This is a genomic window from Algoriphagus oliviformis (assembly GCF_017254915.1).
Taxonomy (GTDB): Bacteria; Bacteroidota; Bacteroidia; order Cytophagales; family Cyclobacteriaceae; genus Algoriphagus; species Algoriphagus oliviformis.
The window spans coordinates 108537-127046 of sequence record NZ_JAFKCT010000006.1; the positions used below are offsets into that span (position 1 = coordinate 108537).

Annotated in this window: 13 protein-coding genes; 4 read left to right on the forward strand and 9 right to left on the reverse strand. The window is 52.6% G+C overall.

What is annotated here, in order from left to right; all coding sequences use genetic code 11:
• Nucleotides 1-63: 63 nt before the first annotated feature.
• A complete protein-coding gene (locus J0A68_RS14635; RefSeq protein ID WP_206578965.1) occupies nt 64-1446 on the forward strand; it encodes a c-type cytochrome domain-containing protein in 1383 nt (460 codons plus the stop codon).
• Here the strand turns inward: J0A68_RS14635 and J0A68_RS14640 are convergent.
• The 7 genes from J0A68_RS14640 to J0A68_RS14670 all read right to left on the reverse strand — a co-directional run bounded on the left by J0A68_RS14640 (nt 1443) and on the right by J0A68_RS14670 (nt 13031).
• Nucleotides 1443-1796 carry a Spx/MgsR family RNA polymerase-binding regulatory protein gene (locus J0A68_RS14640; protein WP_206578966.1) on the reverse strand — a complete coding sequence of 118 codons (354 nt, stop codon included), beginning with the start codon at nt 1794-1796 and terminating at the stop codon, nt 1443-1445. The genes J0A68_RS14635 and J0A68_RS14640 overlap by 4 nt on opposite strands.
• A gap of 169 nt (nt 1797-1965) precedes the next feature.
• Nucleotides 1966-3258 (reverse strand): glutamate-1-semialdehyde 2,1-aminomutase, encoded by a 1293-nt coding sequence (hemL, locus tag J0A68_RS14645; protein WP_206578967.1) that lies wholly within the window; start codon nt 3256-3258, stop codon nt 1966-1968.
• A 3-nt stretch (nt 3259-3261) separates the two neighbouring features.
• Nucleotides 3262-4902: a tetratricopeptide repeat protein gene (locus J0A68_RS14650; protein ID WP_206578968.1), complete on the reverse strand. Its 1641-nt coding sequence runs from the start codon at nt 4900-4902 to the stop codon at nt 3262-3264.
• A 175-nt stretch (nt 4903-5077) separates the two neighbouring features.
• Nucleotides 5078-7837: a TonB-dependent receptor gene (locus J0A68_RS14655; protein ID WP_206578969.1), complete on the reverse strand. Its 2760-nt coding sequence runs from the start codon at nt 7835-7837 to the stop codon at nt 5078-5080.
• A gap of 3 nt (nt 7838-7840) precedes the next feature.
• Nucleotides 7841-8938 (reverse strand): phytase, encoded by a 1098-nt coding sequence (locus J0A68_RS14660; RefSeq protein ID WP_206578970.1) that lies wholly within the window; start codon nt 8936-8938, stop codon nt 7841-7843.
• Nucleotides 8939-9128: 190 nt separating this feature from the next.
• Nucleotides 9129-10727, reverse strand: a complete 1599-nt coding sequence (locus J0A68_RS14665) for a tetratricopeptide repeat protein (protein WP_206578971.1) — start codon at nt 10725-10727, stop codon at nt 9129-9131.
• 141 nt (nt 10728-10868) lie between these two features.
• Nucleotides 10869-13031, reverse strand: a complete 2163-nt coding sequence (locus J0A68_RS14670; protein ID WP_206578972.1) for a glutamine synthetase III family protein — start codon at nt 13029-13031, stop codon at nt 10869-10871.
• Nucleotides 13032-13352: 321 nt separating this feature from the next.
• On the opposite strand from J0A68_RS14670, the gene mtaB reads away from it, so the two are divergent.
• The gene (mtaB, locus tag J0A68_RS14675; RefSeq protein ID WP_206578973.1) at nt 13353-14672 is read left to right on the forward strand and encodes a tRNA (N(6)-L-threonylcarbamoyladenosine(37)-C(2))-methylthiotransferase MtaB; all 1320 of its coding nucleotides are present in this window, start codon (nt 13353-13355) and stop codon (nt 14670-14672) included.
• A gap of 19 nt (nt 14673-14691) precedes the next feature.
• Here mtaB and J0A68_RS14680 read toward each other — a convergent pair whose 3' ends face one another.
• Together J0A68_RS14680 and J0A68_RS14685 are read right to left on the reverse strand one after the other, a co-directional pair.
• The gene (locus tag J0A68_RS14680; protein ID WP_206578974.1) at nt 14692-14985 is read right to left on the reverse strand and encodes a type II toxin-antitoxin system RelE/ParE family toxin; all 294 of its coding nucleotides are present in this window, start codon (nt 14983-14985) and stop codon (nt 14692-14694) included.
• Nucleotides 14982-15212 carry an addiction module protein gene (locus J0A68_RS14685; protein WP_206578975.1) on the reverse strand — a complete coding sequence of 77 codons (231 nt, stop codon included), beginning with the start codon at nt 15210-15212 and terminating at the stop codon, nt 14982-14984. The genes J0A68_RS14680 and J0A68_RS14685 overlap by 4 nt, the downstream gene beginning before the upstream one ends.
• Nucleotides 15213-15325: 113 nt before the next feature.
• Between J0A68_RS14685 and J0A68_RS14690 the strand changes: the two genes are divergently transcribed.
• A complete protein-coding gene (locus tag J0A68_RS14690) occupies nt 15326-17338 on the forward strand; it encodes an alpha-amylase family glycosyl hydrolase (RefSeq protein ID WP_317195122.1) in 2013 nt (670 codons plus the stop codon).
• 253 nt (nt 17339-17591) lie between these two features.
• Nucleotides 17592-18380 (forward strand): hypothetical protein, encoded by a 789-nt coding sequence (locus tag J0A68_RS14695; protein WP_206578976.1) that lies wholly within the window; start codon nt 17592-17594, stop codon nt 18378-18380.
• Nucleotides 18381-18510 lie beyond the last annotated feature (130 nt).

Genomic DNA, 18510 nt, shown 5'->3' on the forward strand with positions numbered 1-18510 from the left:
CATGCCCAAAAATCACGCTTGCCCAGTTTCCCACCTTTCGAAGTCCAGACAAGTCTAGCCCCAATGATCCAGTTTGTTTTTCCGCTTTTCGGAAGGTTTCACCCCATTCTTGTCCATCTCCCCATCGGCATCTTGCTGTTCGGGATCATTTTGGTTTTCCTGTCGAGGAAAGGGCAAAACACCCATCTCGCCTCGATTCGGCTGGCGTTTCTCTTCGGCGGAATGGCGGGCGTTCTTTCCTCCGTTTCCGGCTTTCTTCAGTATCGCTACGAAGGATTTACCTGGGACTCTGTCCAGTTCCATTTTTTCCTTGGACTCGCGACCACGGCCACTGCTTTTTGGCTGTATTATGAGTTGGGTAAAAAGGAGGATTTCCCTTCCTTTTTCAAAGCCAAATCCGCCGCACTGGTCGCACTGCTGATGTTTACCGGCCATCTCGGGGGAAACATCACCCACGGGGAAACCTACCTGATCGAGCCACTTCCTGCTGGCATGCAGCAGCTGCTCGGCTACGAGACTGGGGAAAACACCGGGCCAAAACTGCCCGCAGAGGGCTGGGAGGAGCTGGCCTACTACGAGCATGTGGTTCAGCCCATCCTCAACCAAAACTGCAAAAGCTGCCACAACGCCAAAAACCACAAAGGCGAGCTGGATCTGAGTTCCTACGAAGCCCTCCTCCAAGGCGGGGAGGATGGCAGCATCCTCAGTGGCGGAGATGCCGAAGCCAGCGCGCTGTTTGCCCGGCTCGTGCTGCCCAAGGAGGACGAGGACCACATGCCTCCCAAGGACAAGCGCCAGCTACAGAAAGAAGAGATCGAGCTGATCAGGGCTTGGATTGCCCTGGGGGGAAAGACCGAATCCAAGCTGGGTGAGGCGGACATCTCGGTGGAGACCCTGGAGCCTTTTATGGAAAAAACCGAAGCGCCCTTCTACCCTAGCGCCGAAGTGCCGCCGCTAGCCGATGAAACCCTCAAAAAACTAAAAACCGACGGATTTTTCGCAGAAACGGTGGACAAAGAATCGGCTTGGCTGATGGTTTCCTGCGTGAATTACGGGCAGTTTGCGGATGCGGACTGGACCAAGCTCAAGCCTGCCAGCGATCAAATCGCCTATTTGGACCTCTCAGGCACGCAGGTGACGGACCAGATCCTGGACTCCATCCAGAGCCTTCCGAACTTGACCGTTTTGAAGCTGAACGAGACGGACATTTCAGGAGAAAAACTTTCCGCCCTCCAGTCCAACCCCAATCTAAAAAACCTCTACCTCAACAAGACCCAAGTAAGCCTTCCCCAGCTCAAAGCACTGCAAAACCACCCGAATCTCGCCAAGGTATTCGTCTTTGATACGCCAGCCAGCGCGGATGAATCAGGCGGGGTCTTCTCTTTTCTCCTGGAAAAAGGAAACTACCGGCTGCCTCCGCTTCCGACTGACACGATCGTGTATTAGGACAAATGCGAAGTGATGTTCTCCTTGTCAAACCCCAGGGTCTGGCTTCCGTCAGGATAGGTGATCAGGGGACGCTTGATCATGCTGGGGTTTTCGATCAGGATGGGAATGGCCGTCTCCGCCTTTTCCAGCGCTACTTTTTGGGCATCGTCCATCTTGCGATAGGTCGTCCCCTTTTTGTTCACGAGCGCTTCCAGCGGGCTTTTCTCCAAAAATCCCTCCAACAGCTCCGGGCTAATGGCTACTTTTTTGTAATCGGTAAACTCGAAATCGACTCCTTTTTCCTCCAGGAAATTGAAGGTCTTCTTCATGGTATCACAACTCTTGATACCGTACACTTTGATGGACATGTTTGGTTTGTTTATTGGGAATGACAGCCAAGTTTCCCCAGCTGGAAGGTCGGGTAGGAAGACTTTTCAGTCTTCCTACCCGACCTTTTTTTCGGTCTCTTAACAGCCTTGCCCGCCGGGTGAGTTCGCTTTTCAGCAAAAAAGGCCGGTGTTGATCCCGGCCTTTGATCTACATCAAAATCTCCTTCATGCTCTCCTCGTGCGCTTGGAGGATCTTTCCGATCAGGTCATCGCTGAGTGCTGTGGAAAGGAAAAGGCTTTCAAACTGGGAAGGCGCCAGATACACGCCGCGGTGCAGCATGGCCTGGAAGTATTTGCCAAACAAAGCCGTATCAGAGGTCTTCGCAGACTCAAAGTCCGTCACCGATTCCTGTGTGAAAAACAGGGAATACATGCTTCCCAGTTGGTTGATGGTGAAGTCCAAACCGAGTCCCTGGTTGATCGAGGAGATGCCGCTGGCGATCTGCATTCCGATTTCGTTCAGACGGGTATAAACTTCGGGGTGGGTATTCAGGTAGTGGAGCATGGTCAGGCCCGCCGCCATGGCGATGGGATTGCCGGAGAGGGTACCCGCTTGGTACACCGGACCCGCAGGAGAGACAAACTCCATGATTTCCTTTTTGCCTCCATAGGCTCCCACCGGCATGCCTCCACCGATGATTTTGCCCATGGTAGTCATGTCTGGCGTGACGCCAAACAGCTCCTGCGCACCGCCTTTTGCCAGCCGGAAACCGGTCATGACCTCGTCGAAAATCAAGACAATCCCCTCGCGGGTACAGATGTCGCGCAATCCCTGCAGGTATCCGGGATTGGGAAGGCAGAGGCCCATGTTGCCGGGAACGGGCTCCAGGATCAAAGCCGCAATCTCGCCATCATTGGCGATGACCAGATTTTCGATGGCCTGGAGGTCGTTGTAGGGAGCCAAAAGGGTGTCTTTCGCTGTGCCTTGGGTCACTCCCGGAGAGTCGGGATGCCCCATGGTGATCGCCCCAGAACCGGCAGCAATCAGGAAAGAATCCCCATGGCCATGGTAGTGCCCCTCCAGCTTGATGAATTTGTCCCGTCCGGTGTAGCCTCTGGCCACGCGAATGGCGGACATGGTCGCTTCCGTGCCGGAGTTGACCATGCGGACTTTCTCCACCGACGGCACCATGCCCACGATCAGCTCGGCAATCTCCACCTCCCTGGCCGTCGGCGCGCCAAAAGACGTCCCGTCTTCCATGGCCTTGATGACCGCCTCACGGATGAGTGGATGGTTGTGCCCCAGGATCATCGGTCCCCAGCTGTTGATCAGCTCGATGTAGGAGTTGCCGTCCGCATCGTGGAGGTAGGCACCGTCGGCCTTGCTGATGAAAATGGGATCACCCCCTACGGCCCGAAACGCACGAACGGGAGAGTTGACCCCTCCGGGAATGAAGTTTTTGGCATGGGCAAAGAGCCCCTTGCTTTCAGAAATCTGCATGGTTTACTGTAAAGGAATCAGCTCGCCAGCCTCGAGTTTGAACACCGGCGTATAGCTGTTGTTGTTGGAGTTTTGAAAATTGAATCCCCAAGTCAGCTTGCCTTGCTGGAAAGCGCGCTGGTTGAGTCCCCTTCTGAGGTCAAAAGCGTAGCTCGGGGTAAGGTTTGCCCCCAGCCAATTGACCAGCTCCATGCCCAGGATGGTATTCATCGCGGGATAGGCCAAATAGCGTTCGTAGTACTGACTACGAAACTTGGCCATGGGCTCGGAGTCAAACATGGGGGTGTTGTTTGAAATGAAATAGAAGTTGGGATATTCCAGCATCTCAAAATTGGCGAAGTTGAATCCCAACCAGGAGTCCATCACCAGCACCGGTACGGAAGTGGTGATGCTTTCCATGAGGGAAAAGACCGACTGGCCGATGGCTGGATCGTCCGCCAGCATGACAATCTGGTCCACGGACGGCGTACTGCCACGGCTTACCCCGAGTCCCTGCAGGAAAGAAGAGGCATTTCTTGGATCTACCCGCTGGACCTTGGTCACCTGGAATCCCGCCTTTTGAAGCTCATCACGGAGGAGAAGCCCCAGCTTTTCATCCCGGGAGCTGCCGCTGTAGCCGATAGCCACCCGGCTTCCCCATCGCTGGGATCTCAGGCCGGAGATGATCCCTGCGGAAAGCGAAATCACCGAGGGGCGAAACAGGTAGCTGTACTCCGCATCCTCGAAGCGCTCGCCCAAATTGGACAGCGGGTGGACAAAAGGAATCTCCTCCCGCTCGGCAAAGGCGCTGACCAGCTCACTTTCCTCCGGATAGATGGGGCCGATGATCACGTCTGCTTTTTTGACCTCGGGGTCGTTGAGAAGGTTTGCCAGATGCTCCAGGTTTCTCTTGGAGTCAAAGGTCATCAGCTTGACTTTTTTCCCCTCCGCCTTCATCTGATCCACGCCAAACTCAATCCCCTGATAGAGCTCAAAGACGAAATCGCCTGGGTTCACATTGGAAATCGAGGAAGCGCCGGAACCGGTAAAAGGCAAAATCACCACCAAGTCGAGGATTTCGTCCTTGGGCTGGTTTTTGGAAGGTGTCTGGGATTTGATCTGCTTGAGCGCCGCGATCTCGCTGGCCGACATGATGCTCTGCTTTTGCAGTACTGAAGCCAAGGCGGCAGTATAGCCTTCGTTTGCCTTGAACTCTTCCAGGTTTGCCACCAGATAGCTGGCAGTAGCCTGGCTCAGGTACTCGTAGGTCGCATTGTAAGCCTGGCTTTGGATTTGGTCGTCCTTAATGCTTTTGATGACGCGGAGCGCCTCTGAATTCTGGTTGTTTTGAAAATAGGCGATGGCCAGGAGGTACTTGGCCTCATCGGATTTGTTCCAATTTTTGCCATAGACCGGCTGAAGCGCGCTGATCGCCTGAGCGGGCTGGTTGGCCGCTACCGCCGCCTCCGCCAGATGAAAAGCCGCATAGTTGGCCAGATTGCCGTATTTGTCGGCATCGGTCAGGGGCTTGAAGGCATTGATCGCTCCCCAGTAGTCTTTGGCTTGGAGCATATTTTTGGCACTCACATACTCCTCAGGGATTCCTTGGGCGATTGAAAGCTGGCCGGCAAAAAATAAGAAAACAAAGATTAACAGATTTCGCATAGTTCCGATCGTAACGGGATGAGTCAGGCAGGGCAAATTTAACCCATTATTTCCAAACCCAAAGTTTGCGCCAGAAAGGAACCGAGTCTTTGGAAATCGGAAATCCCCCTCTGTTTTTAGCCAAAAAAAGACCGGCTCCAGGGAAGCCGGTCTCAGTCTGGTCAAACTCGCGCCGTCAGTCAAACAGGTCAAACTTCACCCCGAAGTTGAATCGGGCATTGTAGTATTCCTCCTGCATGGTGCGGGACTGGATGCCCTGATAGTAGCGCAGAGGCTGGTTGGTCAGGTTGTTTCCCTCGGCAAAAACCCTCCATTTTGGAGTGATCGCGTAGGAGGCATTCACGTCCAGGAAAGTCTGCTGATCGTAGTATCGGTCTTCGAAGCTCTCCCCGCCCAGCTCATCGATGTAGTCAGAGGCATAGTTCAGCGAAAGACGCACCACCAGTCGCTTGTTTTCGTAGGAAAGCGAGGCGTTAAACATGTGGCCTGCCGTGCCCGGAAGCTCCAAGTCGTCCTCTTCCCTACCCTCGATTCCGCTGGTGCTGGATTTGGTAAAGGTGTAGTTCAGGTATACGCCGAAGTTTTTGAGCAATTGTCTCTGGAAGGAGGTCTCGAAACCATACACCTGGGCGCTACCGCCATTTTCGGGTCTGGAATATTCCAAATCGTCCCCAAACTGTGGATCGCTGTATCCCTGCGTGGTAATGGTGTACACGAAGTCATCGATATCCTTGAAAAAGGCTCCACCGGAAAACAAGCCCACATTTTCATAATACCGCTCGGCCATCAGGTCGAAGTTCATGGAGGTAGCTGGCTTCAGGTTGGAATTGCCACGGCTCAGCTCCTCGTCCTCTGGGCTAAAGGCCGCGTAGGGCACCAAGTCATAGTAGTTGGGACGGGCGATGGTATTCGTCCAGGCAAACCTCAGGATGGAATTGGAGTTTAGGTCGTACTTGAAGTGCAGGCCGGGCATCAGGTTGGTATAGTCTTGCTCGCCTTCGGCAGGTCTGCTCTCTTCATTGTCGATATCGAAAATGTTGCCGACATAGTCGATGGAGGTATGCTCGAGTCTCAATCCCCCGATCACAGACAGCTTTTCGGAAAACTGGTGGTCAGCCATCACGTAGGCTCCGGTGATGGATTCCTTGGCGGTAAAGTTGCCCGGGACGTATTCTTCCTTTACGTCCGACTCCTCAAACAAGCCCGGATTCTTCAGATCCAGACCTCCCAAAAACTTGGGATCCACAAACGTGCCCGCTTGGTATTGGGAACCGGGAAGAAAGTTTGGGTCGGAATAGTCCCTGTGGGGCACGTCGGCTATGGTCGCTCCGAAAGCATCCTCATCCAAAGGCTCATATTCGTAGAAATTGTTGTCCCTGACCTTGTTTTTTCCGCGGTAGCGGAGGCCAAACTGTAGGATGCCCTGGTCGGAATAGGGAAGCTTAAAATCCATCTTGGCATTCAAATCCTCGTCATAGGTGTAGCCGTACTGCTCGGAGAGCCCATTGAACCCGATGGCCAGATTGTCGTCCATATCGCTCAGGATAGCCAAGGGCTTTTCCGGATTGGACACATCCACCAGCACATTCTGACCGGAGGAGCGGTAAGAAGTGTAGCGCTCGTTCGGCCGCTCTTCGGAAGCCTTGGCGTAGGTCAGGTTCCAGTCCATTTTCAGCTTGTTAAACAAATGGTCACCGCCCAAGGTCAGGTTGTACACCCGCTGGTCCTCGAGACGCGCGGCTTTGTTTCGGCCACCATCCAGTCCGCCTTTTGTCTCAAACTCCACGCGGCCTTGAGTCTGGTACACCCCAGGCGACACTTGGTCGAAGTCGCCGTCGTCAAAGGAATCGTCCAACTGGCTGACGCGCATCCTGAACCGGTTTTCCCAGTCATCGCGGTGATTGTACATCCCGGAGACAAAGAGTTTGTGGTTAGGGCTAAACTCGTAGTCCAAAGCCAAAGTCGCTGAGCGTCTCACCCGCTGCACGCGGTACTCGCGGATGTCAAACTCCTCGAGCACGACGCCGTTATCCGACTCGTACCACACGGCTTCGATGTTGTCGGAGCCAAAGTTGTGATTGTTGTACGAGCCGGAAAAGATCATTCCGAGCTTGTTGTCCAAAAACCGGTTGCCGATCACCAGAGCGCCTGTCCAGATGGGCTGGTCGGAAAGCAGGTTGATGCCGGAGGCGGCAGTGCCTGATACCCGGAGGCCATTCGGAGCTTGGCGGGTGACCAGGTTCACGGATCCGCCGATGGCATCTGCATCCATGTTGGGCAGCACGGCCTTGTTCACTTCGATGGTTTGGATCATGTCCGAGGGAATGAGATCCATCTGTACGTTTCGGTTATCACCTTCTGCGGAAGGGATTCTTTCTCCGTTCAACGTGACGGAATTGAGCTGGGGAGCCATGCCGCGGATCACGATGTTTCGCGCTTCGCCTTGGTCGTTTTGCATGGTGATGCCGGGGATACGCTTGAGCGCGTCGCCCACGTTGGCGTCGGGAAACCTGCCGATCTGGTCAGCAGAGACGATGTTGGTGATGTTGGCGTTGGTCTTTTGCTGGTTGAGCGCTTTGGCTTGACCTTTCAGCCTGTCCCCAAAGACGATCACTTCTACTCCCTGTATGGCACCCTCTTGCAGGCTGAAGTTGAGAACGCTCGTTTGGCCATCACTGATGGAAATACCCTTTTCGGCACTTTGGTAGCCAAGATAGGTGACCAGCACCTCGTATTCTCCTGTGCCCAGGTTCAGAAGGGAAAACTCCCCGTTTTGGTCGGTCACCGTACCTTTGGTGGTACCCTTGAGTAGCACGTTGGCTCCGGGCAGGGAGAGGTTTTGGCTGTCCACCACCTTCCCTTTGAGGATACCCTGCGCAAATCCGACGGCCGAAACCGCCCAAAAAGCTAAGATTAATGGCAAAATTCGTTTCATGAGTTATTGTGTTGGCTGTTGGTGTTTGATTGACTGGGCGAGGTCTGCCCAGCGGTAGATCTGGAAAGTCCGGTCGTCGGACATGGCTACAAAAAGCCCCTGCGGGAAGTCCGGCCCAAGGGACTTGCTGCTCACTTCCGAGCCATCGCTAGAGACGGTGCTCAGGGCCAGTTTTTTGATCAGACTATGCTCGTGTGGGTTGGCCGCGCTTCCTTCCCTTGGGAAAACATGAAAAAGATTGGCTCCCTGGTCGGACACCAAAATGTATCCCGTGGTGGCGTCGGACTTGTAAATGGAAATGCCTTCGTGGTCCTCGGCAAAGCCTTCGGTGGCAAAAAGCGCCAACTCTTCATTTCCCTTTTCGGGTTCGGCGAAGTACTTTCTCACCCCCACTCCCTCATCGGAATAGTAGATGTAGCCGAGCTCGGCATCGACCGCGATGGCCTCGATCTCCTTGGTGCCGGAGTAGTTGCCAAACTTCCTCACCAGCTCCAGCGCCAGCTGTCCCCCGCTTTCCTTCACTTCGTATTGCCAGAGGTAGCTTCCGTCGGTTGGGCCATTCTTGCGTCCGGCGATCACGTAGGTCTTGCCAGACTCGGGGCTTTGATAGACTGCCACCCCCATCAGATCCTTGTATTCTGGGCCAGTCTCGCCGACATACACTTCGATACCTCCGGGGTGGAGCTCGGTCATGTCGGGCAGGGAGAAAAAGCGCAACTTGGAGGTCAAGCGCTCTCCAGTCACGGCAAAGTCCACCTTTTTGCCCCCCACTTCCAGTCCATACCCGATGTCCACGTTGTTGGGACGCTGTATGCCTCTGCGCACCAGGGAGTCGATGATGTTTCCTTGGAGATCAAAGACATAGAGCGCACCGAGCGAGTCCTTGTCCGTACCCACGATCAGGCTCTTGGCCGGATCCAGGGGATTGACCCAAATCGCGGGATCATCCGAGTCGTGGTCCAGGGTACCGGTCACATAGAGCGGCTTGATGGTCTCCTCCAGCGTGGCACTTTCCTGCACGCCCTGCTCTTGGGGAGCCGTGCAGGCAAAGCCGGTCATGAGACCAGCCCCTCCTAAAAACAGTGTAATTCTTCGATGCATAGCTTCTCGTTTTTTGCTTCGGCAATGTTAGAAGAGAGGCCGCCGAAAGGCCAGCAAAGTGCGTTAGCAATTGGGCAACAAGCGAAAAAAGAAGCGTTAACAAAACGAAAACAAAAAATCAAAAACATCACACATCAAGCTATATATCAACACATTAATCGATGTTAAAATGGAGTTAACAAATTGTGACTCATATACAGAGGATGTAATTCTGGAGGCTTTCGCCTTTTTGCAGCCCGAGCTTTTTCCTCAGGCGATAGCGTGCGATGCGCAGGCTTTCGGGGGATATTCCCAGGGTCGCGGCGATTTCCTTGGAGCTTAGGTTCATCCGGATCAGGCTGGCGAGCTTCATCTCGGCAGGGGTCAATTCGAGCCTGTCCTTGGAGATGGACTTGAAAAAATCCTGGTGGACTTTTTCGAAGTTGTTTTTGAAATCCTCCCAGTCCGCATCTTGGGAAAAGTTGTAGTCAATCTGCTTGATGAGGTGCCGGATCCGCTTCTTTTGGTCTTTGGGCTCGACGTCGAGGGAGTTTTTCAGTTTTTGGCGGATCCCCTCGAGCATCTGGTTTTTCTCGAGGAGATGTACCGTCTGGGCGGTCAAGGCCTTGGACTGGGACTCCACTTCCACCGACATGCGAGCCTCCAGCAGGTTGATGTTTTCCTTTTCGGTGGCGATGAGCCGCTCCTTGATCTGGAGCATCTTCTCCTGCTGCTCCAGCAGGGCTTTGCCACTTCGGATTTTCAGCTTTTGCCTGTTAAAAATCAAAAGTCCGATCCCAACGAGCAGCAATAGCAAAAACACCAGCAAGGCGCGAAACTTATCCTCAAAGTCCGACTCCTGCTCCAGCTGGCGGATCTGCGCAATCTGCTGCTGGAGACGGTATTGGGTCTCCTGGATGGAAAGCTGCCGGGCCGTCTCCGCCGAAAATATCTCTTCATCCAGGCGTCTGGCCTCTTCCAGGCGCTGGTAGGCCAGGTCGTAGTTGCCCATCAGGGAGAAGGTCTTGGAGATATCCACGAGGGCGCTCTTTTGCTGGTAAAGATTTCCCAACGCCTCGCTGGCGGCTTTGGCTTTTTCGCTCAGCTGCATGGCCAGCTCGTAGTTGCCTGTCTTGCGCTCGATATCCGCCAGATTGTTCAGGTTGCCGGGCAGATGGGTGCTATCCCCCAGCTCTAGGTTTAGCGCCAGGGCCTTGGAAAAATACATGCTCGAGGAATCGTACCTCTCCAGGTCCTCGTAGATACTCCCGAGGTTTTCAAGCACGAAAGCCCCGGCGAGACTTTGGGGGCTGTCCTTTAGCGTAGCGAGTGCCAGCTTCTGATAGCGGATAGCCTCCGGGTAGTCTTCCAGCTTCTCGTACATCGTCCCGATGAAGCCCTGGGTTTTGGCAAGCTCCTCGCGATCTCCGACTTTCTCGAAAACAGCCAAAGCCTGAAAATGCCTATCCAAGGCCGCCTGCACACCCTTGATCTTGTAGTAGAGCTCTCCCAGGTAGTTGTGGTTTTTGGCAAGACAGGGCGCACAATCCTCCTGCGCAAAGACTTCCTCAGCCTCGTAGAGTGTCACGCTGGCCTCCTGATATAGCCCAAAATCCAGCAACAGCTTTCCCCTAAGGGATTGGATTCTCGCCCGCTCGAGGTCGTCTTCGCCGCGCTCGGACTCTATCCTCTCGGTGAGGAGTTCAAAGGCCCGCTGGGGATTTTTCAGGGCCATTCTTTCGCAGTCGTCCCAGTCGAGCCCGGACTGGAAAAGCAACAAGGCTGGTAAAAATGCAAGGAACTTGATCATAACCGGCAAGTTGCCAGTCCCATGTGAACTGGGCGTTAGGCAAAGTTTGCATTTATGTCAAGTTTGGAAAAGAGCAGCAGGGCTGAAAAACAAAAAAACCATCTTTTCAGATGGTTTTTTGAATACTGTACTCGCTGAGTACTAGCGGATAAAAAGCATTTCGCGGTATTTCACAAGCGGCCAGCTTTCGTCGTCCACCAGCAGTTCGAGCTTGTCCACGGAGTAGCGGATCTTGTCGAAGTAGGCTTCTTTGACTTCCTTCTGGTAGCCTTTGGCACGCTTCACGATATCGTCTTCCTTGTTCAGCCTCTTGCGGGCTTCCACCATCGCAGTCACGTTGGCCTTCACAGACTCGATGTGTCTTGCCACGTCCTTGATAGTTTCCACTGCCGCAGCGTGATCCAGACCCAGGCCTTTCAAGCCGTTTGCGTTTTGGATCAGCTTGTTCTGATACAGGATTGCGGTTGGGATGATGTGGTTCAGCGCCAAGTCACCCATCACGCGGCTTTCGATCTGCACCTTCTTGATGAAGTCTTCCAGCATGATTTCATGGCGGGCATGTACTTCCACGTGGTTGAGGACATTGTGTCTCTCGTAGAGCTCCTTGGTGGCTTTTTTCTCGTACACGTCGAGTGCCTCGGGAGTAGACTTCAGGTTGGAAAGACCTCTTTTTTCGGCCTCTTTTGCCCACTCTTCAGAGTAGCCATCACCTTCGAATCTTACTTTTTTGGAATCCTTGATGTATTTTCTCAGGACGTTGACGATGGCGATTTTCTTCTCTTTGCCAGCGTTCATTTCCTTCTCGATGTCCTTGTACATACCTCTCAGTACTTCGGCTACGATCACGTTGAGGGTAGTCATCGGCAGACCGCAGTTTGCAGAAGAACCTACCGCACGGAACTCAAACTTGTTTCCGGTGAAGGCGAATGGAGAAGTTCTGTTTCTGTCGGTGTTGTCCAGGATGATTTCTGGGATCTTGGAGATGCCTAGCTTCATGTACATGTTGTCGCCCTTCTCGATCTTGATGTTGCCGTTTTTCTCCAGCTCATCCAATACGTCGGTCAAGGTACCGCCCAAGAATACGGACATGATCGCCGGAGGAGCCTCGTTGGCACCCAGACGGAAGTCGTTGCTTGCCGAAGCGATGCTGGCTCTCAGGAGGTCTGCATGATCGTATACCGCCTTCACGGTAGCTACCAGGAAGGTCAGGAACTGCAGGTTTTCACGGGCAGAGTTGCTTGGCTGGAACAGGTTTACCCCAGTATCGGTGATCAGGGACCAGTTGTTGTGCTTACCGGAGCCGTTTACGAAGGCGAAAGGCTTCTCGTGGAAGAGCACTTTCAGGCCGTGCTTCTCAGCCACCTTGTCCATCACATCCATCAAAAGCTGGTTGTGGTCGATTGCCTTGTTGATCTCTTCGTAAATAGGAGCCACTTCAAACTGGCCTGGAGCCACTTCGTTGTGACGGGTGGACAATGGAATGCCCAGCTTGTGCGCCTCGATCTCAAAGTCCATCATGAAATCCTTCACGCGGGTAGGGATAGAGCCAAAGTAGTGGTCCTCCAGCTGCTGGCCTCTAGCGGGGCTGTGGCCGAATACGGAACGACCAGCCATCACCAAGTCAGGACGGGCAGCGAAAAGCGCCTTGTCGATCACAAAATATTCCTGCTCCACACCCAGTGAAGGGCTTACTTTTCTCACGTTGCGGTCAAAAAGCTGGCAGATTTCCACGGCAGCGTCGTTTACCGCTTCCATAGACTTCAGCAATGGGGTCTTGTAGTCCAGCGCCTCGCCGGTGTAGGACACGAAGATGGTAGGGATGCAGAGGGTCTTCTCCAGGATAAAAATCGGAGAGGATGGATCCCAAGCGGTATAGCCGCGCGCTTCAAAAGTGGAGCGGATGCCACCGTTAGGGAAAGAGGAAGCGTCAGGCTCCTGCTGTACCAGCGCGGAGGCTTTGAACTTCTCCATTCCCGCATACATATCGTAGAATGAGTCGTGCTTCTCGGCAGTGGAGCCAGTCAAAGGCTGAAACCAGTGTGTAAAGTGGGTTACTCCCTTAGAAAGCGCCCAGGTCTTCACGGCGGTTGCCACCTCTTCGGCGGTAGCGGTGTCGATTTTGGTTCCTTTGTCGATAGCCTCCATCACTCGCTTGTAGGCGGATGGTGCGATAGAAGATTTCATTTGGGCCAAACCAAAGACGTTGGTGCCAAAATAATCCGAAATTTTAGAAGACGGTGGGGTAACTGTCACCCGCGGTCTCGCCTGAACCATTCCCAGGGCTTGTTGTCTAAGTGTTGCCATTTCTACAATAAGTGGTTTAATATTACACCCACAAAAATAGAAAAATATGCACTCGAAAAAGAGATAGACCTGTTTTTGACATCATTTTTGAAAATATTTCCACTTTTTTCAAAAAAACATGGCCTTTTTGAAGGCAAAAGCCCGAAAAAAGTGTGTTTTCATCCCGAAAATTGGAAAATTGAAAAAAGCTGGGGAATACTTACCTTTGCAAAACCCTCGAAATCCGGAGAATTTTGAAATCGGGCAGGTTTCGAAATCAATTTCAGGTATGCTATTGACCATGCGAGATTCCATATGGCCAATAAAATACACTCTAGTCCCATGAAAAAAGTTGCCTTCTACACGCTCGGTTGCAAGCTGAATTTCTCAGAAACGTCCACTATCGGCAGACAATTCGAGGAAAAAGGGTATCTGAAAGTAGATTTTCAGGAAAACCCCGACATCTTCATCATCAACACCTGCTCGGTGACCGAAAACGCCGACAAAAAGTGTAAAAAGATCGTCAAGGAGGCCAAAAAGATATCCCCGGACTCCTACGTGGCCATCATCGGCTGCTATGCGCAGCTGAAGCCCCAGGAAATCTCCGAAATCGAAGGCGTGGATGCCGTACTCGGCGCCGCGGAGAAATTCCGACTCATCGAGCTCCTCGACGATTTTGCCAAGGTACAGGAAACCAAAGTCCTGGCTAGCGAGATCACCGAAGCCAAGTCCTTCAACAACGCCTACTCTATCAACGACCGCACCCGGACTTTCCTCAAAGTCCAAGACGGCTGCAACTATGGCTGTGCTTTTTGCACCATCCCTTTGGCCCGAGGCAAAAGCAGAAGCAATACCATCGAGTCGGTATTGGACTCGGCCCGGGAAATCGCCGCGACGGACGTGAAGGAAATCGTGCTCACCGGTGTGAATATCGGCGACTTTGGCATCGTGGACGGCAAGCGGAACGAGCGCTTCGCCGATCTGGTCTTCGCCCTGGACGAGGTGGAAGGCATAGACCGCTTCCGCATCTCCTCCATCGAGCCCAACCTGCTGACCAACGAGATCATCGAGTTTGCGTCGCGATCCGAGCGTTTCGTGCCCCACTTCCATATCCCGCTCCAGTCCGGCTCCAACACCATCCTCAGGAGGATGGGCCGCCGCTACCTGCGGGAGCTGTACGAAGACCGTGTCTCCAAGATCAAAACGCTGATGCCCCATGCCTGCATCGGTGTGGACGTGATCGTGGGCTTCCCCGGCGAGACGGACGAGCTCTTCCTGGAGACCTACAACTTCCTGAACGAACTCGACATCTCCTACCTCCACGTCTTCACCTATTCCGAGCGGGCCAACACCCGCGCCACGGAGATGGACGGCGTGGTACCGATGAAAAAGCGCAACGAGCGCTCGAAGATGCTGCGGATTCTTTCGGAGAAAAAGAGAAGGAAGTTTTACGAAGAAAACCTGGGCAAGACCTTCACGGTACTTTTTGAAGAGGACATCGAAGACGGCAAGATGCATGGATTCACCGAAAACTACATCCGTGTGGCTGCCAAGTACGACCCCATGCTGGTCAACGAGCTGAAGACCGTACAGCTCGACCGCATCAACGAAGCTGGAAATGTGGAAGTCTTGGAGCCCGAGCTGGTGTATGAGAAGCACTAATTAGCTACCCTTTATCACTTTAGCCTTTTCGCCAAGATTTCGGATTACGGGAAGTTGGAAATACGCCAAAGACATAAATGGTCTTATTCTCCAGTTTGAAATGAACAGAGACGGGAAACTTGTCTAGGAAAGCAAACCTAAAATCCATGTGATGAAACTGGTAAACCTCAGGCTCGGATGTCATTTTTTCCAGCTTGCTTTCCAGATCATTTAAAAAATGTTCCCCCAATCCTAGGGCTTTTGATTCATACCACTCAAAAATCTCCCGAATGTCGTTCTCCGCATCGGGTTTAATAATCAGTGAGTAGCTCACCTATTTTTTTTTGAAATCCGGCCCTTTACCTCCTCCCAAGTAGATCCCTCCTCAGGTTTTTCCAAATGAGCAGCATACCTTCTTTCCAATTCAGCTACTTGATCTCCATTCAACGCAGCCGGATCCTCACCTGCAGGATTTAAGATGGAATAAACCAACTCTAAAACTTCAGAGTCTGCTTTTTCAATCATTGCGTGAAGCTCTTCTTTGATGTTGGAATTTCTCATGGATGTTTTTTCTTAAAGTTAGAGAAAAATCACTTTTTTGATTGAGTCGCGAAATTTCCAACTTCAATAATCCCCAAAATCCCTAATTTAATCGCGTCCAAAACCTACTTTTTGTGAGCCAAACAAGCCTACCCATCCTCGCCGACGAAACCTGGCTGGAGCCTTTCGCTCCGGTCATCCTCCAGCGCCACGAGCGCTACCAGTCGGCGATCCGAGCGATCAACGACTTTTCGGGAAGCATCCTTGAGTTTGCCCGAAGCCATGAATACTACGGAGTTCACTTCGACAAGTTCAGAAACGGCTGGATCTACCGCGAGTGGGCCCCAGGAGCCAAGCAGCTCTTCCTCACCGGCGACTTCAACTGGTGGGACCGCCAGTCCCACCCCCTGCGCCGCAACCATCGGGGAGATTGGGAGATTTTCCTTCCCGAGGCCGAGTATCGGCACACCTTCATCCATGGGAGCCGCATCAAGGTGCGCGTCATCGGAGCCAACGACAGCGACCTGGACCGCATCCCAGCCTACATCCGCCGGGTGGTGCAGGACGAGGAAACCCACGATTTTGCCGGGCAGCTCTGGTTTCCGGAGGAAAGCTTTGCCTGGACAGACGGCGGATTTTCCCTGGAAAAAACCGCAGAAATGCCCCTGATCTACGAATGCCATGTGGGCATGGCCCAGGAAAAACTCGGAGTCGGCACCTACAAAGAATTTGAAGAAAACATACTCCCACGCATCCAAGCCGGAGGCTACAACGCCATCCAGATGATGGCGGTGATGGAGCATCCTTATTACGGTTCTTTCGGCTACCACGTCTCCAACTTCTTCGCGGCCTCGTCCCGCTTTGGTACGCCCGAGGAGCTCAAGTCCCTGATCAACAAGGCCCACGAAATGGGAATCGCCGTGATCATGGACATCGTACATTCCCACGCGGTCAAAAATGTGAACGAAGGCCTCAACGAGTTTGACGGGACGGAAGACCAATACTTCCATGCCGGCGATCGGGGCTACCACGAGGGCTGGGACTCCAAGCTCTTCAACTACGGCAAGTGGGAGGTGCAGCAGTTTCTCCTCTCCAATATCCGCTACTGGCTGGAGGAGTTTCACTTCGACGGATTCCGATTCGATGGAGCCACCTCCATGCTGTACCACCACCATGGGCACACCGACTTTGACTCGGCTGAAAAGTACTTCGACTCGGGTGTAGACGACGAGGCCCTGCTCTACTTCCAGCTGGCCAATACGCTCATCCACGAGTTTAAACCCAGTGCCATCTCGATCGCGGAGGAAGTCAGCGGCATGCCGGGACTGGGCAGAAAGGTCAGCGACGGAGGCATAGGATTCGACTTCCGACTGGCCATGGGGATTCCGGACTTTTGGATCAAAACACTCAAGCACAAGCAGGACGAGCAGTGGGACATGTTTGAGCTCTGGCATGAGCTGACCAACCGCCCCCTGCGGGAAAAGTCCATCGCCTATGCGGAGAGCCATGACCAGGCCCTGGTCGGGGACAAAAGCATAGCCTTTTGGCTGATGGACAAGGAGATGTACTACTCCATGACCGTGCTGGAGCAAAATCTGGTCGTAGATCGCGGCATCGCCCTGCACAAGCTGATCCGCATGATTACGCTGAGCCTGGGGGGCGAAGGCTATCTGAACTTTATCGGCAATGAATTTGGCCACCCCGAGTGGGTAGACTTCCCGCGCCTCGGCAACGACTGGAGCTATCAATACGCCCGTCGCCAATGGTCTCTCGCCGACGACCCGCTCCTGCGCTACCAACAGCTTGGCGCTTGGGACCAGGCGATGATCGGGCTCGTCAAGGAACACGAACTGCTCAGTGCAGGCCCGGCCCAGCAGCTCTACCTCGACCCGGACAAAAAGATCCTGGCCTACCAGCGGGGAGACCTGGTCTTGGTGTTTTCCTTCCATGCCACGGAGTCCTTTTTCGGCTTTCCGATCCGCATGGCCGAAGCGGGCACCTATCGCATTCTGCTCCATTCCGATGAGAAGGAATTCGGGGGCTTCGAGCGTCTGGACAAGACCACCGACTACCCTACCGATGCAGATCAGCAAGTCCATCTCTATGTGCCCAATCGAGTGGTGATTGCACTTCGACGAGCTCAGTGAGCGCTGGGAGGCTGGGAAGTTAGGGAGTAGGAAGTCGGGAAGTTGGACGTATGGAGGTGTCACGCTGACCCGAGGCTGGGGAGGAAGGAAAGGGAGGGGATAAATTCCAAGGAGCTCAAAAAAACATCCTTTCGTTTTCAGCTGAAATGATATCTCTAGGACAGTCTTCAAAAGAGAATTTCGGGAAGACCCGAAAAAAAAGACCTAGTCCCTGCTCAATAAATGCTGACCAAGGTGTACATGGTCTTCCGATATGGGCAGCTGGTCACTAGAAATATGCAACAATAAACAAGCTATTCCTTATTATAAAGTGACACGAAAACTATTAGTTCCCCTGATAATTTTAATTACTGCTTTCGGACAAAAATCGCAATCGGCTGACAATATTTTATCAAACAGCAGAGAAGTTACTATTGACAGTTTACAGACTTTTTCAATAACCAATGCAACCGCTGATGACTTCTATACCGCTAAGTCCAAATCGAGGGACAAAATCCTTTATGACACGACAACTTTTAAAAAGGTAAATGGAGAGATTAAATTACCGGTTGACAGAAAATGGAAGCCATTTGTAACATTTACAGACACATTATTAAACACTGACGAAACGGATTTTAGAGAATATCAATACTTGGGACAGTTTGATAAAATTGGCTTTTACATTGTCGTTGGCAGTTTTTGGGAGCATTATGAATGCTATCTAGTTGACAAGCGAACAGGAAGACAAACAACAATTTGGAATACACCGACAATTTCACCTGATGACAAGTTCATAGCAAATTTATCTATGGCTTACGGACTTGAAGGAATACCAAATGGACTTCAAATTTGGCGTATTGACAGACAAGAAAACAACCAAGTTGAGCCAATTTCATTAGTAAAACATTTAGAACTTGACCAACAAATTTGGGTGCCAGACAACTTTGTTTGGGAATCGGATAATTCATTGATTTTAAAAGTTGCTTCAGTTGACAAGTTTATGAATGAAAATGGACAGCCAAACAAAAATGACTTTTACTATTTAAGGCTTCGAATAAAGTGACGACAGAAAGAACAACAAGGTAATCGAGTAGACGGCCTCGCCAACCGTTAAGTCAGCGAGGTGCGCCTACGCCGCAGCGCACAAGTCTCACGCCACCGCACGTACGCCCCTACCCTAGCCCAAACAACCC